At 49.8% G+C, this 22170-nt stretch carries 19 protein-coding genes; 12 read left to right on the top strand and 7 right to left on the bottom strand.

Annotation, left to right across the window (positions count from 1 at the left end; genetic code table 11):
- The first annotated feature begins 3 nt into the window (after positions 1–3).
- The 9 genes from lpxB (at position 4) to tilS (ending at position 13592) form a co-directional block, all read left to right on the top strand.
- Positions 4–1149 (top strand): lipid-A-disaccharide synthase, encoded by a 1146-nt coding sequence (gene lpxB, locus JK211_RS08890; protein WP_212708323.1) that lies wholly within the window; start codon positions 4–6, stop codon positions 1147–1149.
- The gene (gene rnhB, locus JK211_RS08885; RefSeq protein ID WP_212708322.1) at positions 1146–1745 is read left to right on the top strand and encodes a ribonuclease HII; all 600 of its coding nucleotides are present in this window, start codon (positions 1146–1148) and stop codon (positions 1743–1745) included. Before lpxB ends, rnhB begins: the two co-directional genes overlap by 4 nt.
- A 37-nt stretch (positions 1746–1782) precedes the next feature.
- Positions 1783–5265 (top strand): DNA polymerase III subunit alpha, encoded by a 3483-nt coding sequence (dnaE, locus tag JK211_RS08880; RefSeq protein ID WP_212708321.1) that lies wholly within the window; start codon positions 1783–1785, stop codon positions 5263–5265.
- A gap of 12 nt (positions 5266–5277) precedes the next feature.
- Entirely contained in the window at positions 5278–6237 is a 960-nt protein-coding gene (gene accA, locus JK211_RS08875; RefSeq protein ID WP_212708320.1) for an acetyl-CoA carboxylase carboxyl transferase subunit alpha, read from the top strand.
- A gap of 134 nt (positions 6238–6371) precedes the next feature.
- Positions 6372–6761 carry a VOC family protein gene (locus tag JK211_RS08870; RefSeq protein WP_212708319.1) on the top strand — a complete coding sequence of 130 codons (390 nt, stop codon included), beginning with the start codon at positions 6372–6374 and terminating at the stop codon, positions 6759–6761.
- Positions 6762–6833: 72 nt separating this feature from the next.
- Entirely contained in the window at positions 6834–8327 is a 1494-nt protein-coding gene (cadC, locus tag JK211_RS08865; protein WP_212708318.1) for a lysine decarboxylation/transport transcriptional activator CadC, read from the top strand.
- A 262-nt stretch (positions 8328–8589) separates the two neighbouring features.
- Entirely contained in the window at positions 8590–9909 is a 1320-nt protein-coding gene (gene cadB / locus JK211_RS08860) for a cadaverine/lysine antiporter (RefSeq protein ID WP_212708317.1), read from the top strand.
- A gap of 71 nt (positions 9910–9980) precedes the next feature.
- Entirely contained in the window at positions 9981–12122 is a 2142-nt protein-coding gene (gene cadA, locus JK211_RS08855) for a lysine decarboxylase (protein WP_212708316.1), read from the top strand.
- Between the two features lie 141 nt (positions 12123–12263).
- On the top strand, positions 12264–13592 hold the full coding sequence (tilS, locus tag JK211_RS08850; protein ID WP_212708315.1) for a tRNA lysidine(34) synthetase TilS: 1329 nt from the start codon (positions 12264–12266) through the stop codon (positions 13590–13592).
- Positions 13593–13633: 41 nt separating this feature from the next.
- Here tilS and rof read toward each other — a convergent pair whose 3' ends face one another.
- Positions 13634–13894, bottom strand: coding sequence for a Rho-binding antiterminator (rof, locus tag JK211_RS08845; RefSeq protein ID WP_212708314.1), 261 nt, complete (start codon positions 13892–13894; stop codon positions 13634–13636).
- Between the two features lie 346 nt (positions 13895–14240).
- Here rof and JK211_RS08840 point away from each other — a divergent pair, with 346 nt between their 5' ends.
- Complete coding sequence (locus JK211_RS08840) at positions 14241–14786, top strand: YaeQ family protein (protein WP_212708313.1); 546 nt, start codon at positions 14241–14243, stop codon at positions 14784–14786.
- Positions 14783–15202 (top strand): alternative ribosome rescue aminoacyl-tRNA hydrolase ArfB, encoded by a 420-nt coding sequence (gene arfB / locus JK211_RS08835; protein ID WP_212708312.1) that lies wholly within the window; start codon positions 14783–14785, stop codon positions 15200–15202. The genes JK211_RS08840 and arfB overlap by 4 nt, the downstream gene beginning before the upstream one ends.
- 107 nt (positions 15203–15309) lie before the next feature.
- Here the strand turns inward: arfB and proS are convergent, their stop codons facing one another.
- The 6 genes from proS to metN form a co-directional block, all read right to left on the bottom strand.
- Positions 15310–17028 (bottom strand): proline--tRNA ligase, encoded by a 1719-nt coding sequence (proS, locus tag JK211_RS08830; protein WP_212708311.1) that lies wholly within the window; start codon positions 17026–17028, stop codon positions 15310–15312.
- A gap of 93 nt (positions 17029–17121) precedes the next feature.
- Positions 17122–17829 carry a tRNA (N6-threonylcarbamoyladenosine(37)-N6)-methyltransferase TrmO gene (gene tsaA, locus JK211_RS08825; protein ID WP_212708310.1) on the bottom strand — a complete coding sequence of 236 codons (708 nt, stop codon included), beginning with the start codon at positions 17827–17829 and terminating at the stop codon, positions 17122–17124.
- Entirely contained in the window at positions 17826–18230 is a 405-nt protein-coding gene (gene rcsF, locus JK211_RS08820; RefSeq protein WP_212708372.1) for an Rcs stress response system protein RcsF, read from the bottom strand. The genes tsaA and rcsF overlap by 4 nt, the downstream gene beginning before the upstream one ends.
- A gap of 126 nt (positions 18231–18356) precedes the next feature.
- Positions 18357–19175: a MetQ/NlpA family lipoprotein gene (locus tag JK211_RS08815; RefSeq protein WP_212708309.1), complete on the bottom strand. Its 819-nt coding sequence runs from the start codon at positions 19173–19175 to the stop codon at positions 18357–18359.
- Positions 19176–19208: 33 nt separating this feature from the next.
- Entirely contained in the window at positions 19209–19862 is a 654-nt protein-coding gene (locus JK211_RS08810; RefSeq protein ID WP_212708308.1) for a methionine ABC transporter permease MetI, read from the bottom strand.
- The gene (metN, locus tag JK211_RS08805) at positions 19855–20886 is read right to left on the bottom strand and encodes a methionine ABC transporter ATP-binding protein MetN (protein ID WP_212708307.1); all 1032 of its coding nucleotides are present in this window, start codon (positions 20884–20886) and stop codon (positions 19855–19857) included. Before metN ends, JK211_RS08810 begins: the two co-directional genes overlap by 8 nt.
- 529 nt (positions 20887–21415) lie before the next feature.
- Here metN and gmhB point away from each other — a divergent pair.
- A complete protein-coding gene (gene gmhB / locus JK211_RS08800; protein WP_212708306.1) occupies positions 21416–21982 on the top strand; it encodes a D-glycero-beta-D-manno-heptose 1,7-bisphosphate 7-phosphatase in 567 nt (188 codons plus the stop codon).
- The last annotated feature ends 188 nt before the right edge of the window (positions 21983–22170 follow it).

The raw sequence follows: 22170 nt of genomic DNA, 5'->3' as shown, positions 1-22170 counted from the left end.
CGAATGGCGATGCGTCCTCTGACAGTAGCACTGATCGCCGGAGAAACCTCCGGCGATATTCTTGGTGCAGGCCTGATCCGGGCCTTAAAAGCAAAACATCCTGATATTCGTTTCGTTGGTGTTGCCGGCCCGCTGATGCAGGCGGAAGGCTGTGAAGCATGGTACGACATGGAAGAGCTGGCCGTTATGGGCATTGTGGAAGTGCTTGAACGACTTCCCCGGTTATTACATATCCGTCGTGACCTGACTAAACGCCTGACGGCCCTGAAACCGGATGTCTTTGTCGGTATTGATGCGCCAGATTTTAATATTCCTCTGGAAGGCAGGCTGAAACGAGCCGGCATCCGCACCATTCATTATGTCAGCCCTTCGGTCTGGGCATGGCGACAGAAGCGGGTTTTCAGAATAGGCCGCAATACTGACCTGGTACTGGCGTTTCTGCCGTTTGAAAAAGCGTTCTATGATAAATATGATGTCCCCTGCCGGTTTATTGGTCACACCATGGCCGACAGTCTGCCCCTGCAGCCGGACAAATCTGCTGCCCGCGCCAGATTATCGATAGAACCTGATGCATTATGCCTTGCATTACTACCAGGCAGCCGCAGTGCTGAAGTCGAAATGCTGAGCGCCGACTTTCTGAAGGCGGCACAACTGCTGCGTCAGCGCTATCCGGCACTGGAAATTGTGGTGCCAATGGTGAATGCAAAACGCCGCGAACAGTTTGAAGAAATAAAAGCCAGGGTTGCACCGGAACTGGTTCTGCATCTGACGGATGGCCAGGCCCGCGATGTGATGATTGCCAGTGATGCTGCTATTCTGGCGTCAGGTACCGCCGCTCTGGAATGCATGCTGGCAAAATGTCCGATGGTTGTCGGTTATCGTATGAAACCCTTCACTTTCTGGCTGGCTAAAAAGCTGGTAAAAACCGAATGGGTCTCGTTACCGAACTTACTCGCCGGACGGGAAGTGGTCAAAGAACTTCTCCAGGAAGCGTGCCGGCCGGAGCTCTTAGCGACGGCTCTCGAACCTTTACTGCATCAGGGGCCAGAAAGAACTGCTCTGTTGCAGGTATTTAGCGAGTTGCATCAACAAATCCGCTGGAATGCGGATCAACAGGCAGCACAGGCTGTGCTGGAGTTAATCTCATGAGTCGTTTTATTTATCCGCAGGCAACCTGTATTGCCGGCGTCGATGAAGTCGGGCGAGGCCCGTTAGTCGGTGCGGTGGTGACCGCGGCAGTGATCCTCGACCCGGAAAACCCGATCGACGGTCTGGCTGATTCAAAAAAATTGACAGAAAAACGCCGGCTGGCGTTATTTGACGAAATCAAACAGAAAGCATTGTGCTGGAGCCTCGGTCGTGCAGAGCCGGAAGAAATTGATCAGCTGAATATCCTGCATGCCACTATGCTGGCAATGCAGCGGGCTGTTGCCGGGCTGACAGTGGTACCGGATTTTGTTCTGATTGATGGTAATCGCTGTCCGGCATTGCCTATGAAGTCACAGGCGGTGGTGAAAGGTGATAGCCTGATAGCGGAAATCAGCGCAGCCTCTATTATTGCTAAGGTGACGCGGGATCTTGAAATGGCGGCACTGGATGCGGCCTATCCGGGGTATGGCTTTGCCAGACATAAAGGGTATCCGACCCCTTATCACCTGGAAAAACTGAGCTTACTCGGCGCAACACCGCAGCATCGACGCAGCTTTGCTCCGGTACGAAATGTACTGGCTGCCGCCGGCAAATAACGCTTTATCTACCCTGAACCGCATACCGGATACTCTGATGGCTGAACCCCGTTTTATACACCTGCATGTACACAGCGACTATTCCATGATCGATGGACTGGCAAAAACGGGTGCTCTGGTAAAAGCCGCCGCCTCCCTGAATATGCCGGCCATTGCGATCACCGATTTTACTAATCTGTGCGGGCTGGTGAAATTCTATGGTGCAGCCCACGGGGCCGGGATTAAACCGATTATCGGTGCCGACTTCCTGGTAGCCAGTGAGCTGACGGGGGATGAATTAAGTGCACTGACGGTACTGGCGGCAAATAATACCGGTTACCAGAACCTGACATTACTGATATCGAAAGCTTACCAACGGGGCTATGGCCCTCAGGGCCCGGTGATTGATCGTGACTGGCTGGCAGAACTGAGTGAAGGACTTATCCTGCTATCCGGCGGCCGGAAAGGGGATATCGGCCGGAGTTTATTACGCGGTAATGACAACCTGACAGAACAGTGTCTGTCTTTTTATCAGCAACATTTTGCTGATCGTTTCTATCTGGAATTGCATCGTACCGGGCGTCCTGATGAGGAAGAATACCTGCATCAGGCCGTTGAACTGGCAATCAGACATCACCTGCCGGTGGTAGCTACTAATGACGTCTGTTTTCTGCAGAGCACCGATTTTGATGCTCATGAAATCCGTGTCGCGATACATGATGGCTATACCCTCGACGATCCTAAACGTCCGCGGTTGTACAGCCCTCAGCAATATCTGCGCACTGAAGAAGAAATGTGCGAATTGTTTGCAGATATTCCTGAGGCGCTGGAGAACAGTGTCGAAATAGCCCGCCGCTGTAATGTGACTGTCCGGCTGGGCGAATATTTTCTGCCACAATTTCCGACCGGGGAGATGAGTACCGAGGACTTCCTGGTGGCCAGTTCCCGGAAAGGGCTGGAAGAACGTCTTGAGTTTCTGTTTCCTGATCCTGCGGTCCGTGCTGAAAAACGACCAGCCTATGATGAGCGTCTGGATATTGAACTGGGTGTGATTAACCAGATGGGCTTCCCCGGCTACTTTCTGATCGTCATGGAATTTATCCAGTGGTCGAAAGACAATGGCGTACCTGTCGGGCCGGGCAGGGGATCCGGTGCCGGTTCTCTGGTGGCTTATGCCCTGAAAATTACCGATCTGGACCCGCTGGAATTCGACCTGCTGTTCGAACGCTTTCTTAACCCCGAACGTGTCTCTATGCCAGACTTCGACGTCGATTTCTGTATGGAGAAACGCGACCAGGTGATCGATCATGTGGCCGAAATGTACGGGCGTGATGCGGTTTCACAGATTATTACGTTCGGTACCATGGCCGCGAAAGCGGTTATCCGTGATGTCGGCAGGGTACTGGGCCACCCGTATGGTTTTGTCGACCGGATTTCCAAGCTGGTGCCGCCTGACCCCGGTATGACCCTGGCGAAAGCCTTTGAGGCAGAGCCACAGCTGCCTGAAATCTACGATGCTGACGAAGAGGTCAGGGCGCTGATCGATATGGCGCGTAAACTGGAAGGAGTAACCCGTAATGCCGGTAAGCACGCCGGCGGTGTGGTGATTGCACCAACCAGAATTACAGACTTTGCCCCCCTGTATTGTGATGAACATGGTGAGCATCCGGTCACCCAGTTTGATAAAAACGATGTGGAATATGCAGGGCTGGTCAAATTTGACTTCCTGGGGCTGCGTACGCTGACCATCATCGACTGGGCGCTGAAGATGATCAACCCGCGTCGTGAAAAGCAGGGTCTGGAGCCGATTGATATTGCCGCCATCCCGCTGGATGATAAAAAAAGCTTCGATATGCTGCAGCGTTCGGAAACTACTGCGGTTTTCCAGCTTGAATCCCGGGGGATGAAAGACCTGATTAAACGTCTGAAACCTGACTGTTTCGAAGATATGATCGCGCTGGTGGCACTGTTCCGCCCCGGTCCCTTACAGTCGGGGATGGTTGATAACTTTATTGACCGTAAGCATGGCCGTGAAGAGCTCTCTTATCCGGATATTCAGTGGCAGCATGAATCACTGCAACCGGTGCTGGAACCGACCTATGGCATTATCCTGTATCAGGAACAGGTAATGCAGATAGCCCAGGTTTTGGCAGGCTATACCCTGGGCGGGGCAGATATGTTGCGCCGTGCCATGGGTAAAAAGAAACCGGAAGAAATGGCTAAGCAGCGCTCAGTCTTCCGTGACGGTGCCGAGTCGATGGGTATCGACGGCGAACTGTCGATGAAAATTTTTGACCTGGTGGAAAAATTTGCCGGCTATGGATTTAACAAATCACACTCAGCAGCTTATGCCTTAGTCTCCTACCAGACACTGTGGTTAAAAGCCCACTATCCGGCAGAATTTATGGCCGCAGTTATGACTGCGGATATGGATAACACTGAAAAAGTGGTCGGTCTGGTTGATGAATGCTGGCGTATGGGTCTGAAGGTACTGCCACCGGATATTAACTCCGGACTCTACCCCTTTCATGTCAATGATGACGGTGAAATTGTCTACGGTATAGGTGCGATCAAGGGCGTGGGTGAAGGCCCGATTGAAGCGATTCTCGACGCTCGTCATCAAGGCGGATACTTTAAAGAGCTGTTTGATCTGTGCGCCAGAACAGATATTAAAAAAATTAATCGCCGGGTGATGGAAAAACTGATAATGTCCGGAGCCTTTGACAGGTTAGGGCCTCATCGTGCAGCATTAATGAGCTCTCTGAATGCGGCGCTGAAAGCTGCAGATCAGCATGCAAAAGCGGAAGCAATCGGTCAGGCAGATATGTTTGGCGTACTGGCCGAAAAGCCGGAGCAGGTTGAACAGTCGTATGCCAGTGTTATGCCGTGGCCGGAACAGGTTCAGCTGGACGGTGAAAGGGAGACCCTCGGGTTGTATCTGACCGGGCACCCTATCACCCAGTACCTGAAAGAAATTGAGCGGTATGTCGGCGGAGCGCGTCTGAAAGATATGCACCCGACAGAACGTGGTAAGATAACAGTTGCTGCCGGTTTAGTCTTGGCAGCGCGTGTTATGGTGACCAAACGAGGAAATCGTATTGGCATCTGTACTCTGGATGATCGTTCAGGTCGTCTGGAGATAATGCTTTTCACTGATGCGCTTGATAAATACCAGCATCTGCTGGAAAAAGATCGTATTCTGATCGTTAGCGGACAAGTCAGCTTTGATGACTTCAGTGGCGGACTGAAAATGACCGCCAGAGAAGTGATGGATATTGACGAAGCCCGGGAAAAATATGCCCGTGGTCTTGCTATCTCGCTGACGGACAGGCAAATTGATGACCAGCTTTTAAACCGTCTCCGTCAGTCCCTGGAGCCGTATCGTTCGGGGACCATTCCGGTACATCTCTACTATCAGAGAGAGGATGCTCGGGCAAGGTTACGCTTTGGTGCATCGTGGCGAATCTCGCCCAGTGATCGTCTGCTTAACGATTTACGTTCTTTGATAGGATCGGAGCAGGTGGAACTGGAGTTTGACTAAAACAGGAACATTATGAGTCTTAATTACCTGGATTTTGAACAACCAATTGCAGAACTTGAAGCGAAAATTGATTCGCTGACGTCAATTGGTCGTCAGGATGAAAAACACGATATTAATCTGGATGAGGAAGTGCAGCGTCTGCGTGAAAAAAGCGTAGAACTGACACGTAAAATATTCTCAGATCTTGGAGCATGGCAGGTAGCGCAGCTTGCGCGTCATCCTATGCGTCCTTATACCCTGGATTATATTCGTCACGCATTCGATGATTTTGATGAACTGGCAGGCGACCGTGCTTATGCCGATGATAAAGCTATCGTTGGTGGTATTGCGCGGTTAGAAGGCCGTCCGGTGATGATTATTGGTCATCAGAAAGGTCGTGAAACCAAAGAAAAGATTCGTCGTAACTTTGGTATGCCAGCGCCTGAAGGGTACCGTAAAGCACTGCGCCTGATGGAAATGGCTGAACGTTTTAACATGCCGGTGATTACCTTTATTGATACTCCGGGGGCTTACCCTGGGGTTGGTGCGGAAGAGCGCGGTCAGTCTGAAGCCATTGCACGTAATTTACGTGAAATGTCCGGCCTGAAAGTGCCGGTCATTTGTACTGTGATTGGTGAAGGCGGTTCCGGTGGTGCATTGGCTATCGGTGTGGGTGATAAAGTGAATATGCTGCAATACAGTACCTATTCTGTCATCTCCCCGGAAGGCTGTGCGTCTATATTGTGGAAAAGTGCAGATAAAGCACCACTGGCGGCTGAGGCGATGGGGATTACTGCCAACCGCCTGCAGGAACTGGATCTGATTGATACGGTGATTCCGGAACCATTAGGTGGCGCCCATCGTCATCCGGAAGTGATTGCCGAATCTCTGAGAAAGCAATTACTGGCTGATTTAGCTGAACTTGATGTACTGAGTAAAGATGAGTTACTGGATCGCCGTTATCAGCGTCTGATGAATTACGGCTACGCCTGATTATTCTGATGTTCTGAGGCCGCGTAATGCGGCCTTTTTTATGGGCGTAATACAGCATGTTATCGGCTAATCACTCTCTGCTGGCAGAGGATTTTAGCGTATGCTGAGGGTCAGAACTCACAGGAGCCCCGTGTATGCCCGGACTAAAAAGTATTAATCATATTGCCATTATTGCGTCTGACTATCAGCAAAGCCGTGCCTTTTATTGTGATACTCTCGGTTTTACCTTGTTGCAGGAAACCTACCGTGAAGCCAGGGACTCCTGGAAAGGTGATCTGGCGCTGAACGGTAGTTATCTTATTGAACTCTTTTCCTTTCCTGATGCACCACCGCGACTGAGCTTTCCTGAGGCGACGGGCTTACGCCATTTGGCATTCAGTGTTGATGATATCGGTGAGTCGGTTGCCGTATTACGGCAGCGCGGGGTGGAGTGTGAGCCAGTACGTATTGATTCTCTGACCGGTAAGCCTTTTACCTTTTTTTGCGATCCTGATGGTTTACCGCTGGAGATCTGCCAGAGATAAGGGCCTGCGCAAAGAAGAGGGAATAATTTTGGTTAGAATCTCGCTTACCTTGTGCGGTCAGATGAGTTTTCTATGGAACACGCCGAAATTCGTATCGGTGAATGGTTAGTTTCTCCTGCCTTGAATCAGATTTCCCGCCCCGGACGGGTGGTGAATCTGGAACCAAGACTGATTGATCTGTTAGTCTTTTTTTCCCGTCATCCGGAGGTCGTGCTCAGTCGTGATGAACTGATAGCACAGATATGGACACGCACCTTTGTCACACCACATGTTGTCACCCAGTCCATTTCTGAGTTACGTAAGTCTTTGAAAGATAATCAGGCCGGCAGCCCGGAGTATATTATTACGGTCCCGAAACGAGGATACAAACTGGTTGCCGCTGTCAGTGGTGAAGTATGTCAGCCTGACGCAAGTTCATTATGCCATGAAAATCCTCAGAGACAGGCCAGTCTCCGCCACCACAGGGTACTGCTGCCGTCTGCGGCCTTTAGGTCACGGGGGACTTTGCTGTGCTTCCTGCTTACGCTGGCCGTATGCATTGCCCTGATCGTGCTGGCGTACAACTCTGCCCGTACTTTTTCCCGCCCGGCCAATATGCCACCGGAAATGATTAATCCCCGTGATATTGATATCCGGCTGATGCCGGGCAATTCCTGTAATCAGTGGCAGTCCCAGTATGTATACGTTTCAGGGCTGAGTGATGTCATTAGCAGGCTGTTTAATACTTACTCAGGATGGCGTATCAGAGACAAAAGTAGCGGAGAAAATACTCTGGCCGGTTATCCGGGGAAAACGCTGTCGATTGCGTTTATAAATCAGCGTCATTACCGGGCACAACAATGTTTTATGTCGGTACAACTGACGGATCATGCCTCGCGAACCGTGATGCTGGAGCAGCGTTATTTTATCACCAGAGATAATGCGCTGGCGATCCAGAATGATCTTATCCGTAATCTATCGCTGGTACTGAAACAGCAATGGCCTGTACCACTGGCGACATTGTTACGCCAGTATACTCCGGGTAACAGCAGTGTGATGCAACAATATTATCGTGCCCGGCAGTTACTGATGAAAGGCGATATAGATTCACTGAATCAGGCCAGTGCATTACTGAGTGATGTTATCCGGCAGCAGCCCGATTTTAAGGTTGCTGTAGTTGAAAAAATACTGGCAGATACCTTACATAATTCTGAACAGCCTTTTAGCGGATCCCGGCAGCTGGCCTTTATTCAGGAAGTGAACAGTCTGGAAAATATCAATGATAAGGAAACCCGTGGTATTTATTATCAGATAATGACGATAAATGCGTTAGGTGAGGGTGATGTACAGAAGGCGGATACCATGATTCATAATGGCATCATAAATGAATATCCATGGCTGAATTTTATTTTGCAGGGAAAAGTTTATGAACTGAAAGGCGATAATCAGCTGGCGGCTGACAGTTATATAACCTCTTTTAATCTTCAGCCAACAAAACAAACCCTTTACTGGATTGAAAATGGTGTTTTCCAGACCCCGCTGGGGAAAGTGGTTCCGTATCTGGAAAAGTTTTCTGACCTCAGATAACAGGGGAATTATAAGATCCGTGGGAGGGGCAGAGTAACTCTCAGAAAAAACGTTATATCTCATGGTGTTGATAAAATCCTGAGCTATTTATTGAGTACCGGCGTTCTCCGGAATAACTCAGAAGTCAGTTTTTTATAATTCATAATTAATAAATAGTAACCGTATGTATTTATCTTAGGGTTTGCATAGTCTCTCTGGCATACGACAGGAACCGGCAGTATTCAGCGGCTGATTTCTGTAATAAAAACCAGGAGAAACTATTATGTCTCAAACCCGTAAAATAGGTCTTATTGCCTGTACCGGCGTGGTGGCCGGAAATATGATGGGCAGTGGTATTGCATTACTCCCTGCCAATCTGGCGGCCATCGGCGGAATATCCCTCTGGGGCTGGGTAATATCACTGATTGGCGCCATGTCTCTGGCTTATGTCTATGCCCGGCTGGCGACGAAAAATCCGCAGCAAGGAGGGCCGATTGCTTATGCAGGTGAACTCTCTCCGGCATTTGGTTTTCAGACCGGAGTGCTGTATTACCATGCAAACTGGATTGGTAACCTTGCCATCGGTATTACGGCGATATCCTACCTGTCAACTTTTTTTCCCATCTTGTCTCAGCCGATCCCGGCCGGTATTGCCTGTATTGTTGCAGTATGGATTTTCACGTTTATTAATATGCTGGGCGGAACCTGGGTCAGCCGTCTGACCACCCTCGGATTAATTCTGGTGCTGATTCCGGTGATTATCACCGCTGTTGCCGGCTGGCACTGGTTCTCGATAGCAACTTATCATGCCAACTGGAATACTTCATCTGTCAGTGACTCTCATGCTGTAATTAACAGTATTTTGCTCTGTCTGTGGGCTTTTGTCGGGGTTGAATCTGCGGCTGTCAGTAGCGGAATGGTCAGTAATCCGAAACGGACGGTCCCTTTAGCCACCATGCTGGGTACGGCCATTGCCGGTTTTATCTATATTGCCGCGACTCAGGTGATCTCCGGTATGTTCCCGGCCGCGCAGATGGCAGCCTCAGGAGCACCTTTTGCCGTAAGTACTTCAGCGATTGTTGGTCGCTGGGCCGCACCGCTGGTATCAGCCTTTACAGCATTTGCCTGCCTGACATCACTGGGATCCTGGATGATTCTGGTGGGACAGGCCGGCGTCAGGGCAGCAAATGATGGTAATTTTCCGAAGATCTACGGAGAAATGAATGCTGACGGGGTACCTAAAAAAGGGTTATTGCTGGCTTCCTGTAAAATGACGGCATTAATGATATTAATCACCCTGATGAATTCTCAGGGAGGGAAGGCCTCAGATTTATTTGGTGAGCTTACAGGAATCGCTGTTTTACTGACAATGTTGCCCTATTTCTATTCCTGTATCGATTTAATCAGGTTTGAAGGGATTAATATTAAAAATATTATCAGTCTTATCTGCGCTGTACTGGGATGTATTTTCTGCTTTATTGCTATTTCAGGTGCCAGCTCATTTGAAATCTCCGGGACATTTATTGTCAGCCTGATAATCCTGATGTTCTACGCGAAAAAAATACATCCCGCCGACCCGACGGTAACGCCATTAAATAAATAACACTCTTCACCGGTATGAGGAGTGTCACGCTTTTTCTGAACTGTTAACCAGAATATAAAAAGGACTGAGTTATGAATATCATTGCTGTTATGAATCATCTTGGTGTGTATTTTAAAGAGGAACCTGTCCGGCAGTTGCATAATGCTCTGGAGGAGAAAGGTTTTTCTGTGGTTTATCCAAATAACCGTGACGACTTATTACGCCTGCTGGAAAATAATGCCAGGATTTGCGGTGTTATCTTTGACTGGGACTCTTATAATCTTAGCCTGTGTGAGGATATCAGTAAAATTAATGATTATCTTCCCCTGTATGCTTTTGCCAATAACTATTCGTCACTCGATGTCAGCCTGAATGAACTGCGAATGCAAATCCGTTTTTTTGAGTATGCACTGGGTGCGGCAGATGATATTGCTCTTAAAATCGAGCAAAATACCCGCGATTATGTGAATAAGATATTACCCCCGTTAACCCGCGAGTTATTTAAATATGCACGTGAGGGTAAGTATACTTTTTGTACTCCCGGACATATGGGCGGAACTGCATTTTTAAAAAGTCCGGCGGGGGCATTATTCTATGATTTCTTTGGTGGTAACACCATGAAGTCGGATATCTCGATCTCTGTTTCTGAACTGGGATCTTTACTGGATCACAGCGGTCCCCATAAAGAGGCAGAAGATTATATTGCACGTATATTTAATGCTGACCGCAGTTATATCGTGACCAATGGTACTTCGACCGCGAATAAAATTGTGGGGATGTACGCGGCCCCGGCAGGCAGTACTCTGCTTATTGACCGGAACTGCCATAAATCACTGACCCATTTAATGATGATGAGTGATGTTATTCCGGTTTATTTCCGCCCAACCCGTAACGCTTATGGCATTTTAGGCGGAATCCCCTGCGCTGAGTTTAGTCATGAAACGATCAGCCATCGGGTCGACAGTACTCCCGGAGCCAGCTGGCCGGTACATGCGGTGATCACTAACTCTACTTATGACGGTCTGCTGTATAATACTGATTTTATTAAAGATACCCTTGATGTCAGCTCGATTCATTTTGATTCAGCCTGGGTTCCCTATACTAATTTTCATCCGATTTATCAGGGAAAATGCGGAATGAGTGGTGAAAGGACAGCCGGAAAAACCATCTATGAAACCCAGTCGACCCATAAACTGCTGGCTGCGTTTTCTCAGGCATCGATGATCCATGTGAAAGGGGACATTGATGAGCATACTTTCAATGAATCTTACATGATGCATACCACCACCTCTCCGCACTATGGGATAGTCGCCTCTGCTGAAACGGCGGCCGCGATGATGAAAGGTAATTCAGGGAAACACCTGATAGAGAGTTCGATCCTGAGAGCCATTAAGTTCCGTAAAGAGATTAAGCGGCTCTATAAAGAATCTGACAGCTGGTTTTTTGACGTCTGGCAGCCGGAAGATATTTCCCGGACTGAATGCTGGGAATTAACCCCCGGCAGTACCTGGCATGGCTTTAAGGATATTGATCACCGGCATATGTACCTTGATCCGGTAAAAATCACCTTACTTACCCCCGGAATGGACCATCAGGGGGCAATGACGCCTTTTGGTATTCCGGCCAGCATTGTTGCAAGATACCTGGATGAACACGATATTATTGTCGAAAAAACAGGTCCCTATAATCTGTTATTCCTGTTCAGTATCGGTATAGATAAAACCCGGGCGCTGAGTTTATTACGGGCGCTGACGGAGTTTAAACGCGCCTTTGACCTGAACCTGAAAGTTAAAAATATGCTGCCTTCGCTGTACAGTGAAGCGCCTGAGTTCTATAAAGAGATGAGAATTCAGACGCTGGCTGAAAATATTCACCAATGTGTAATGCATCATAACTTGCCTGATTTAATGTACCGCGCCTTCGATGTTCTGCCGGAAATGGTAATCACTCCTTATCAGGCTTTTCATCAGGCACTGAAAGGGGAGACGGAAGAAGTCTATCTCGAAGAGGTCGCCGGCAGGATAAATGCCAATATGATCCTGCCATATCCGCCCGGAGTACCGCTGGTGATGCCCGGAGAAATGATCACACAACAGAGTCTGCCGGTACTGGAATTCCTGCAGATGCTATGTGAAATAGGTGCCCGTTTCCCGGGGTTTGAAACAGATATTCACGGGGCTTACCGGCAGGAGGACGGGCGTTACACGGTTAAGGTCCTGAAAAAAACGCACTGATAACCTCAGCAGATCACCGGATGCCGCTTTGCTGCGGCATCATTGTTTTGGGGACAGGGCGGCATTGCCAGAAGTCTGGCTTGAATGACGAAAGCTTTCCCGGTAACGTGCCCTGTAGTCTTATCCATCACTGGCAGAACAATGAATCAGAGCACTGTGTTTTCCGGAGATATTCCGCTTTTCGGCTTTAAAGATTTACTGGTCGCATTTAGCGGCGGGCTGGATTCTGCGGTACTGCTCCATGCGGTCGCCGGGCTGCGGCATCAGCAGAATATCAGGGTACGGGCTGTCCATATTCATCATGGGTTAAGCCATTACGCCGATGACTGGGTGACCCATTGCCGGCAGTTTTGCCGGTCACTGGATATTCCCCTGAGAGTGGAATATGTGCAGCTGGATACCAGAGCGCTGGGGACGGAAGCCAGTGCCAGACAGGCACGCTATGGTGTTTTCTCTCGTTTGCTGAATCCGGGAGAAGCCCTGCTGACGGCGCATCACCAGGATGACCAGTGTGAAACGTTGCTGCTGGCCTTGAAAAGGGGCAGCGGTCCGGCAGGACTGGCCGCGATGCCGGCAGTAATGCCATTTTCCTGCGGGTCGATACTGCGGCCGTTACTCTCCTGCAGCCGCCGACAACTTGCCGGTTATGCAGAGCAGCACGATCTGCGGTGGATTGAGGATGACAGTAATGACGACCCGGCTTATGACCGTAACTTCCTGCGGCTGGAAATTTTACCGTTACTGACCCGGCGCTGGCCGCACTTCCCGTCAGCAGTATCCCGCAGTGCCGGGTTATGTGGTGAGCAGGAAGCCTTACTGGATGAACTGTTACAGGATGAACTGGCCGGGCTGATTACCCCGCAACAGGCGATACCGGTAGCTCCGCTGACGGATATCAGCCCATTGAAACGGGCAGCCATACTGCGGCGCTGGCTTGCCTGTTGCGGAGCATTAATGCCATCACGCAGCCAGTTAGCCCGTATATGGCAGGAAGTTGCCTGCAGTCGTGAGGATGCCAATCCCAGACTGGTTATTTCCGGCGGTGAAATCCGGCGTTATGCCGGTCATCTCTGGTGGGTCAGGTGTTTTCAGGGACAGCGCGATACCCGGCTGGACTGGCCTGATCTGCAGGTTCCCCTGATATTACCGGATAATCTGGGGCAACTGATCTCTGCCCCGCAGGGCATTCGTTTAAGGTTACCGGACAGAGCAACACAGGTATCCGTAAGGTTCAGTGCCGCCGGCCGTTTATATATTGTCGGACGAGACCGCGGACGATCACTGAAGAAAATATGGCAGGAGTGCGGGGTACCTCCCTGGCTCAGGGAAAATACCCCTGTTTTGTTTTATGACGATGAGCCGGTATGTGCACCGGGGGTCTTCGTCTGTCAGCATGCTCAGCCTGCTGAGTCAGCTGACAGCCAGTGCTGGTTCCTGCAATGGCAGCAGGAAGAACAAAGTAAAGATTAAGTCGTGTGTTCAGGGCCGTGTCTGCAGCCCTGAACACAGGGTCAGCTTTCGCTGATCACCACAGTCCCGATTTCCGGATGACTGAAGCTGTTTATGCTGTCCAGCCGCAATTCACGTTGCGATCCCGCCTGATCAACTATCAGATACTCAACTTTCTTTCGTAGCAGTAAATCGCGGGCTGTTGCCTCAAACGTTTCACCATTTTTCAGTGCAATCATCAGCATCAGTTGATGCTGGCAGGCGAGTTCAAGATAGTCATAATCATCACAATTAATGGGTTGATAAGTATCATTCATTGACATAGTCGCTCACCGTGAGTTCTTAGCGGTCATTGCCGCATAATCCCTGAAAAATCCGCTATATCCTCGCTCGTACCGTTTCTGAGCCAGGCGCCTGACGCTTCCGGACCGGCCGAAGGTCCCTGATAATGTCAGCATAGCGCGCTTGTACTGATTCACAATATTTATCGACAAAATCTGACATCAGTCAGTTATCATCGATCCGGCCTTGTCTTTAACAGCCTATGCCGTTGGTCCGGCGATAGCAAGATGCTGGCAGTCGGACTGTTCCGTAACGGAAAAGATAATCGTTTTTTCTGTCTTTAGCCGCTTTCCGTTACAATAACCGGATTCAGTTATCGGAGGGGCCATGGCCTTAAAAGCAACTATTTACAAAGCGGCAGTTAATATTGCCGATCTCGACCGGCAATATTTTTCGGATACACAGCTGACACTGGCCAGGCATCCTTCAGAAACTCAGGAAAGAATGATGCTGCGTTTACTGGCATGGATCCTGAATGCAGATGATAAATTACAGTTTACTAAAGGGCTGTCCGCAGATGACCAGCCGGAACTCTGGTTACATCATGATTATGGTACGGTAAAACTATGGATCGAACTGGGTCTGCCGGAAGAGCGCAGGCTGAAGAAAGCGTCCGGACTGGCAGAGCAGGTCGTGCTGTTTGCTTATAGTGAGCGGGCCGCGCAGGTATGGTGGCAGCAAAACCGCGAGAAACTGAGCACCCTAAAAAATCTCAGCATCTGGTACATGGATGATCAACAGCTCGGGCTGCTGAGCGACCTTGCCAGTCGCAATATGAATCTCCAGGTGACCCTGCAGGAAGGGATGATTTGGCTGTCTGACGGTGAACGGCATGTTGAATTGCAATTAACACCCTGGCAGGCGAGCACATGATTGACGTCACCCGTCAGATAACTCTCGACCCGGAGGATATCCAGTTCACGGCGATCCGTGCTCAGGGGGCGGGCGGGCAACATGTGAATAAAGCGTCAACGGCGGTGCATCTGCGTTTCGATATCCGTGCTTCCCGGCTGCCTGCTGAAATTCAGCAAAAACTCCTGAATGTGAACCATCACCTGATAACCGCAGACGGGGTTGTAGTGATAAAATCGCAGTCTTTCCGTAGTCAGGATAAAAACAGGGCTGCTGCGGTTCAGCGGCTGGTGGATGTGATCCGTGAACTGACTTATGAAGATGCCCCCCGCAAAGCAACCCGCCCGACGCGTGCTTCAAAAGTCAGACGGTTACAGTCAAAGGCTCGTCAATCGGCAACCAAAAGTCTGCGTGGTAAAGTCCGCGATCAGGGGTAACTGCCGTACTGCCTCCGCGGCTACAGCATGACTGAAGAGTAAAAAAAAACACATAACCCGCGTTATGTGTTTTTTGTTTCTGCCGGGCCAAAAGCCCCGCAGGCCGGTTACCCGCGAATACGCGATGTCAGATAATTAACAATATCGCTGGTCTTAATCATCTGCTTCTCAGCCTGACGACGGTTTTTGTACTCAATTTCTTCGTTATCCAGATTACGATCACCGATAACAACAGTATGAGGAACACCGATCAGTTCCATATCCGCAAACATCACACCCGGACGTTCTTTACGATCATCGAGAATGACATCAATGCCAAGGGCCTGGAACTGCTGATACAGCTCTTCGGCCAGCTGCCGGACGCGGAAAGATTTATGCATATTCATCGGCAGGATGGCAACCTGGAAAGGGGCCAGCGCATCAGGCCAGAGAATACCGCGCTCGTCATGGTTTTGCTCAATGGCGGCGGCAACAATTCGGGTGATCCCGATACCGTAGCAACCCATGGCCAGTGTCTGGTTACGGCCATCTTCACCCTGAACTGTGGCTTTCATCGCTTCAGAGTATTTGGTACCCAGCTGGAATATATGGCCCACTTCGATACCACGTTTAATCTGCAGTACGCCTTTTCCATCCGGGCTGATATCACCTTCGATAACATTACGGATATCAGCAACCTGTGCTTCCGGTAAGTCACGCACCCAGTTAATACCAAACCAGTGTTTACCGTCGATATTGGCACCGGCACTGAAATCACTCATTTTAGCGACAGTACGATCAGCAATGACCGGAATTGTCAGACCGACAGGCCCCAGAGAACCAGCTCCGGCGCCCAGTTCACTGCGGAGTTCTTCTTCGGTAGCGAAGCTCAGAGGGACGGCAACCTGCGACAGTTTCTCCGCTTTGACTTCGTTCAGCTGATGATCACCACGAACCAGCAATGCCACCAGACGGTGACCGCTCTCTTCGGCGGCCTTGACCACTAGCGTCTTCACCGTTTTCTCTACCGGAACCTTAAACTGTTCAACCAGCTCAGCGATAGTTTTTGCATCGGGAGTATCAACCTGAACCATGGCCTCCGCCGGTGCCGGACGTTCACCGGCCGGAGCAACAGCTTCGGCCAGTTCGATATTCGCTGCGTAATCAGAGTCGCTGGAGAAGATCACATCGTCTTCACCATTTTTCGCCAGTACCTGGAATTCATGCGAAGCACTGCCACCGATTGAGCCGGTATCAGCCTGTACGGCACGGAAATCCAGCCCCATCCGGCTGAATGACTGACTGTACGCACGATACATAGTGTCGTACGTTTCCTGCAGCGATTCCTGTGATGTATGGAAAGAATAAGCATCTTTCATAATAAATTCACGGGAACGCATTACTCCGAAACGCGGGCGTACTTCATCGCGGAATTTGGTCTGGATTTGATACAGGTTGAGAGGCAGCTGTTTGTAAGAACTGAGTTCATTACGGATTAGATCGGTCACCACTTCTTCATGGGTCGGTCCCAGAACAAAAGGACGCTCATTACGATCATTAATACGTAACAGCTCCGGGCCATATTGTTCCCAGCGGCCACTTTCCTCCCACAGGTCAGCGGGCTGAACCACCGGCATACTGATTTCGATGGCCCCGGCACTGTTCATTTCCTCACGTACGATATTCTCGACTTTTCTGAGGACACGGATACCGGTCGGTAACCAGGTATATAAACCCGAGGCCAGTTTACGGATCATGCCGGCACGCAGCATTAACTGATGGCTGATAACCTCAGCATCAGACGGAGTCTCCTTAAGGGTGGAGAGTAAGTATTGAGAAGTACGCATTAATTAATATTCCAGTTAAACGGAAAATCGGAAAAAAACTGTTTTTAGTTACCTGATAGTGTATCAGTCAGTCGCGCTGCCAAAAAGTGCGATTTAGCCGGGCTCAATGGCAAAAACCTCGTTACGTCCGGCGATTATTCGCCAGCGCACATTAAAATTGAGTACCCGTACAGCATACTCCCGGTTGTCTTCGTTGTTTTTACGATATGCCGGGCGGGGATCCTGGGCCAGAACCTCTGACAGAAACTGTTGCAGGTGCGGATAATCACCGCCCAGCTGCTGTAATTGGTGGCAGACATCCGGTGTGAAAATCACCGGCATATTCCCTTCCGGTGCCTGTCCGGCATAGCCTGCACTAGCCTCAGGAACCGATTCAACAAACGGAAGATACGGTTTAATATCAATGACGGGTGTACCGTCGACTAAATCCAGACTGCCCAGTTCCAGAACCACCTGCTGCCGGCCGGTGCGGATCCCTTTAAGCTGAACCAGAGACATTCCCAGCGGGTTAGGACGAAAGGTCGATCGGGTCGCGAATACGCCTATCCTCTGATTCCCGCCCAGCCGGGGAGGACGGACGGTCGGATGCCACCCTTGTTCCATTGTCTGATGAAAAACGAAAGTTACCCACAGATGACTGAACGCTTCCAGTCCGCGCACGGTATCGCTCTGATTATAAGGAGGCAGCAGGTGTAACTCACCGCCGCCATGGGTGACCAGCCCCGGCTGACGGGGCACCGCAAACTTCTCTTTCCACGGGGAATGTATTACCCCGATTTGCTGAAAGGTAAAGCTGGTCATTGACGGGTGACTTTCAGGGCAGAACCCTGACAGACGGCCTGACGGTAGCATCCTGCCGCGGTAGTGACTACCGTACACTGGTGCAGTAGCACTGCATTTGCTTTGATCTCTGAAGCCTTGATCTGCATACGTTTCCGGGCGGTGTTGATATTCGCCGGAGAGCTTTGCGGGCCTGACTGGCAGTCTTCGCCTGAAACTTCGCCTAAGTCACGGAAAGGTTTACTCAGCAAATCTGTCGGAGAGGTATAAACGTCTACCGGAGCGGCCCGGCGAACCGGTTTGCTACGTTCAGGTTCAGCATGCCGGCCGGAATTTAGCGGCTGATGTTGCGCAGGTGCTTCATGATGAACAGAACAGCCTGTCAGCATTAACGCAAACACGCAAAGCGGGAACAGACGCATGGAATTACCCTCATAGAATAGAATTGCGGCTATTGAATCAAGAGCGGGAAAAAATAACAAGCCACTGGCGCGGATAAATAAAAAGGGCGACATCACTGTCGCCCCTGTTTTAGGTTACGGATTGGTTTACCAGCCTTTCACCGCACCGCCGTTGAAAATTTTCTGAGCCGCTGCAGCCACTTCATCAGACTGATAAGCCTTAACGAAATTTTTCACGTTTTCTGCGTCTTTATTATCTTCACGGGCAACGATCAGGTTAACGTAAGGTGAGTCTTTATCTTCGACAAAAATACCGTCTTTTTGCGGAGTAAAGCCAATCTGGCTGGCATAGGTCGTGTTAATAATTGCCAGAGTAATTTTATCGTCATCCAGGGAACGCGGTAATTGCGGCGCTTCCAGTTCAATAATTTTCAGGTGTTTTGGATTTTCGGTGATATCCAGTGTTGTAGGCAGCAGACCACTGTTGTCTTTCAGTTTAATCAGCCCCACTTTTTGCAGCAGCAGCAGTGAACGTCCGAGGTTCGTCGGATCATTGGGTATAGCAATCTGTGCGCCGTCCTGCAATTCGCTCAGGGATTTGATTTTTTTCGAGTAACCGGCAATCGGATACACAAAAGTATTACCAACCGGTACCAGCTTATAGCCACGATCTTTGATCTGCTGGTCAAGGTAAGGCTTATGCTGGAAGGCATTAACATCAATATCGCCTTTGCTCAGGGCTTCATTTGGCAGTACATAGTCATTAAACGTCACCAGCTCTACGTCCAGGCCATATTTTTCTTTAGCCACTTTTTGTGCGACCTCAGCAACCTGCTGTTCGGCACCGGCAATCACGCCGACTTTAATATGGTTGGGATCTTCTTTGCTTTTCTGGTCGCAGCCTGTCAGTGCCATCACACCGATCAGCGCACCCAGTGCGGCCATTTTCTTAAAGGTAAAAGTCATAGGTTGTCCTTAATTAACATTTTTCTGACTGACTTATTTATGAGTGACAGCACGAACGATGCGGTCACCACCAAACTGAATTAAATACACCAGAATAACTAATAATACTAATACCGTATTCATTACCAGAGCGTTGTAACCGATATAACCATATTGAATACCGATTTGTCCCAGCCCGCCAGCACCGACAGCTCCCCCCATGGCGGAGTAGCCGACCAGAGTGATCAGGGTAATGGTAGCCGCATTGATCAGGCCGGGTAAGGCTTCCGGCAGCAGCACTTTACGGATAATTTGCAGCGGAGTGGCTCCCATCGCCCGTGAGGCTTCGATCAGCCCGGCAGGCAATTCCAGTAATGTATTTTCGACCATACGCGCAATAAAAGGCGCTGCGCCTATTGTCAGAGGCACAATAGCAGCCTGCAATCCGATAGAAGTACCGACCAGTATCCGGGTGAACGGGATCATCCAGACCAGCAAAATAATAAACGGGATTGACCGGAAAATATTAACGATAGCTGAAATGGTCCGGTACAGGGTTTTATTCTCGATAATCTGACCGGGACGGGTAATGTACAGTAATACACCGACCGGCAGTCCAATCACGAAACCGAAGAATCCCGACACAAAGGTCATTATCAGCGTTTCCCAGACCCCGCCGGCCAGTAACCAAATCATGGCCTCAGACATAGCCTAATACCTCTGCTTTTACATGTTGCTCGCGCAGCCAGTCAATGGCTGCCTGACTGTTTTGCTGATCACCACTGACTTCTGTCAGCATGATGCCAAATTTAACCCCTCCGGCATAATCCATCTGGGCACTGATAATGTTGCAGTCAACCGCAAACCGTCTGGCAACCTCGGAAAGCAGCGGGGCATCGACTGACTCACCGGTAAATTCAAGACGCAGCAGCGGAATTTTACCTTCGGATGCGCGGTCACTCAGGCGTTGCTGATAATCATCCGGAATATCAAGATGCAGGGTGGACTGAATAAACTGCTGGGCAAGAGGCGTTTTAGGATGTGAAAACACTTCACTGACCTGATCTTTCTCTATCAGTTTTCCCTGACTGATAATCGCAACCTGATCACAGATACGTTTCACCACATCCATCTCATGAGTGATCAGCATAATGGTCAGCCCCAGACGGCGGTTAATATCTTTCAGGAGTTCAAGGATAGAGCGGGTGGTTGCAGGGTCCAGGGCACTGGTTGCTTCGTCACAGAGTAACACTTTCGGGTCACTGGCCAGTGCGCGGGCAATAGCGACGCGCTGTTTCTGGCCGCCAGACAGGTTACCCGGACGCGAATTATGTTTATCTCCCAGTCCGACCAGCTCCAGTAAATCTGTCACTTTCCGGTGAATTTCGGCGCGTGGGCGATTTTCAAGTTCCAGTGGCAGAGCAACATTGCCAAATACTGTACGGGAATTCAGCAAATTAAAATGCTGAAAAATCATGCCTATCTGGCGGCGGGCAAGGGTCAGTTGTTTCTCAGAAAAGGCGGTCAGCTCCTGGCCATCGACCACAACCCGGCCAGAGGTCGGGCGTTCCAGTAAGTTTACGCAGCGAATAAGGGTACTTTTTCCGGCACCTGAAGCACCGATCACGCCATAAATCTGGCCGGCAGGCACATGCAGACTGACATCGGACAATGCCGTGATGGTCTGTGTCCCCTGGCTGAAGACTTTGCTGATGTTTTCTAATTTAATCATCTAAGTAATCGTTATTTTGTAAGATTTTACCGTCGTTATCAGACATGAATACAGAGACAATGTCTGTGATTGAAAAGGATGTTAAGGCATCCAGACGTCTAAATCAATGAAAGTCTTAGTGCCATTTTGCATAACTGATAGCTATCCGGAAACAGCAGTAAGCTGACTGCTACCGTAATCACACTCTGTCAGGCTGTTCCATCCCATCCCATAGACCCGGCCGTATAAGCAAACCTGCTCCTGTTCTGTGTAGCAGTTTACTCCGTGCCGCTATTCACAGGGCTGGCGGATGGTGCGAAGTGACGGTGCCGGTGATGTACTGATGAAAAGAAATCATCAGGCGCAGAGAGGGGAGCAGTAAACCAGTACCGGCTTCCCCATATAGATGAAGAAAAACAGCATCAGGGATGGCCCGGTATTTATACAGAGGCAAAGGCCCCTGTTGTCGTCAGGGCATCTTTCCGGCTTTTAATACACTCCGGCAGATGAACATGCGATACTGAGTACAGTTAAACAGAGGAGTAAATGAGTGGCGAACAAAATACCGGCAATTTTTCTGGATCGTGATGGCACAATTAATATTGATCATGGATTTGTACATCAGGTCGATGATTTTCAGTTTATCGATGGTGTCATTGAAGCGATGCAGGAACTGAAAGCGATGGGTTATGCGCTGGTGGTGGTCACAAACCAGTCAGGTATTGCACGTGGTAAATATACAGAAAATCAGTTTATGCAGCTGACTGAATGGATGGACTGGTCACTGGCTGATCGCGGTGTGGACTTAGATGGTATCTATTATTGTCCTCATCATCCAGAAGGCGCTGTTGCTGAGTATAAGCAAGTGTGTGAGTGTCGTAAGCCCCTGCCAGGGATGTTGTTATCCGGTCAGCAGCAATTGAATATAGATATGGCAGCATCCTATATGGTGGGAGATAAGCGCGAAGATATGCTGGCGGGTCAGGCTGCAGGGGTGGGGCATAACATTCTGGTACGCAGTGGCCAGCCTTTAACCGCTGAGAGCGAATCTGCTGCTGACCGGGTGTTGAATAGCCTTGCAGAACTGCCGGAACTGATTAAAAAGTCTGCGGTGTAGCTGGTTAATAGTTCAATTTGTGTGAAGTTTCAGCGAACAGAAAATAAATGATTATTTGGGGTTGCGCTTCCGGAAACATTCCCTATAATGCGCAACCACTGACACGGCAAGGCGCGATGCGCAGCGGCGTGACAGGGACTGAAGCGATTCGGTCCGGAGAAAAAATCACGAAATAGTGGTTGACTCCT

The sequence above is a fragment of the Tatumella sp. JGM130 genome (assembly GCF_018257525.1).
In the GTDB taxonomy this organism is placed as follows: domain Bacteria; phylum Pseudomonadota; class Gammaproteobacteria; order Enterobacterales; family Enterobacteriaceae; genus Tatumella; species Tatumella punctata.
The sequence above is the reverse complement of the archived record's forward strand: the minus strand, read 5'-3'. Positions and strand labels throughout refer to the sequence as shown.

What these genes read in the sequence shown, in the direction of transcription:
- lpxB (WP_212708323.1), top strand. Translation starts at nt 4, where the DNA reads ATGGCGATGCGTCCTCTGACAGTAGCACTGATCGCCGGAGAAACCTCC.
- rnhB (WP_212708322.1), top strand. Translation starts at nt 1,146, where the DNA reads ATGAGTCGTTTTATTTATCCGCAGGCAACCTGTATTGCCGGCGTCGAT.
- dnaE (WP_212708321.1), top strand. Translation starts at nt 1,783, where the DNA reads ATGGCTGAACCCCGTTTTATACACCTGCATGTACACAGCGACTATTCC.
- accA (WP_212708320.1), top strand. Translation starts at nt 5,278, where the DNA reads ATGAGTCTTAATTACCTGGATTTTGAACAACCAATTGCAGAACTTGAA.
- JK211_RS08870 (WP_212708319.1), top strand. Translation starts at nt 6,372, where the DNA reads ATGCCCGGACTAAAAAGTATTAATCATATTGCCATTATTGCGTCTGAC.
- cadC (WP_212708318.1), top strand. Translation starts at nt 6,834, where the DNA reads ATGGAACACGCCGAAATTCGTATCGGTGAATGGTTAGTTTCTCCTGCC.
- cadB (WP_212708317.1), top strand. Translation starts at nt 8,590, where the DNA reads ATGTCTCAAACCCGTAAAATAGGTCTTATTGCCTGTACCGGCGTGGTG.
- cadA (WP_212708316.1), top strand. Translation starts at nt 9,981, where the DNA reads ATGAATATCATTGCTGTTATGAATCATCTTGGTGTGTATTTTAAAGAG.
- tilS (WP_212708315.1), top strand. Translation starts at nt 12,264, where the DNA reads ATGAATCAGAGCACTGTGTTTTCCGGAGATATTCCGCTTTTCGGCTTT.
- rof (WP_212708314.1), bottom strand. Translation starts at nt 13,894, where the DNA reads ATGTCAATGAATGATACTTATCAACCCATTAATTGTGATGATTATGAC.
- JK211_RS08840 (WP_212708313.1), top strand. Translation starts at nt 14,241, where the DNA reads ATGGCCTTAAAAGCAACTATTTACAAAGCGGCAGTTAATATTGCCGAT.
- arfB (WP_212708312.1), top strand. Translation starts at nt 14,783, where the DNA reads ATGATTGACGTCACCCGTCAGATAACTCTCGACCCGGAGGATATCCAG.
- proS (WP_212708311.1), bottom strand. Translation starts at nt 17,028, where the DNA reads ATGCGTACTTCTCAATACTTACTCTCCACCCTTAAGGAGACTCCGTCT.
- tsaA (WP_212708310.1), bottom strand. Translation starts at nt 17,829, where the DNA reads ATGACCAGCTTTACCTTTCAGCAAATCGGGGTAATACATTCCCCGTGG.
- rcsF (WP_212708372.1), bottom strand. Translation starts at nt 18,230, where the DNA reads ATGCGTCTGTTCCCGCTTTGCGTGTTTGCGTTAATGCTGACAGGCTGT.
- JK211_RS08815 (WP_212708309.1), bottom strand. Translation starts at nt 19,175, where the DNA reads ATGACTTTTACCTTTAAGAAAATGGCCGCACTGGGTGCGCTGATCGGT.
- JK211_RS08810 (WP_212708308.1), bottom strand. Translation starts at nt 19,862, where the DNA reads ATGTCTGAGGCCATGATTTGGTTACTGGCCGGCGGGGTCTGGGAAACG.
- metN (WP_212708307.1), bottom strand. Translation starts at nt 20,886, where the DNA reads ATGATTAAATTAGAAAACATCAGCAAAGTCTTCAGCCAGGGGACACAG.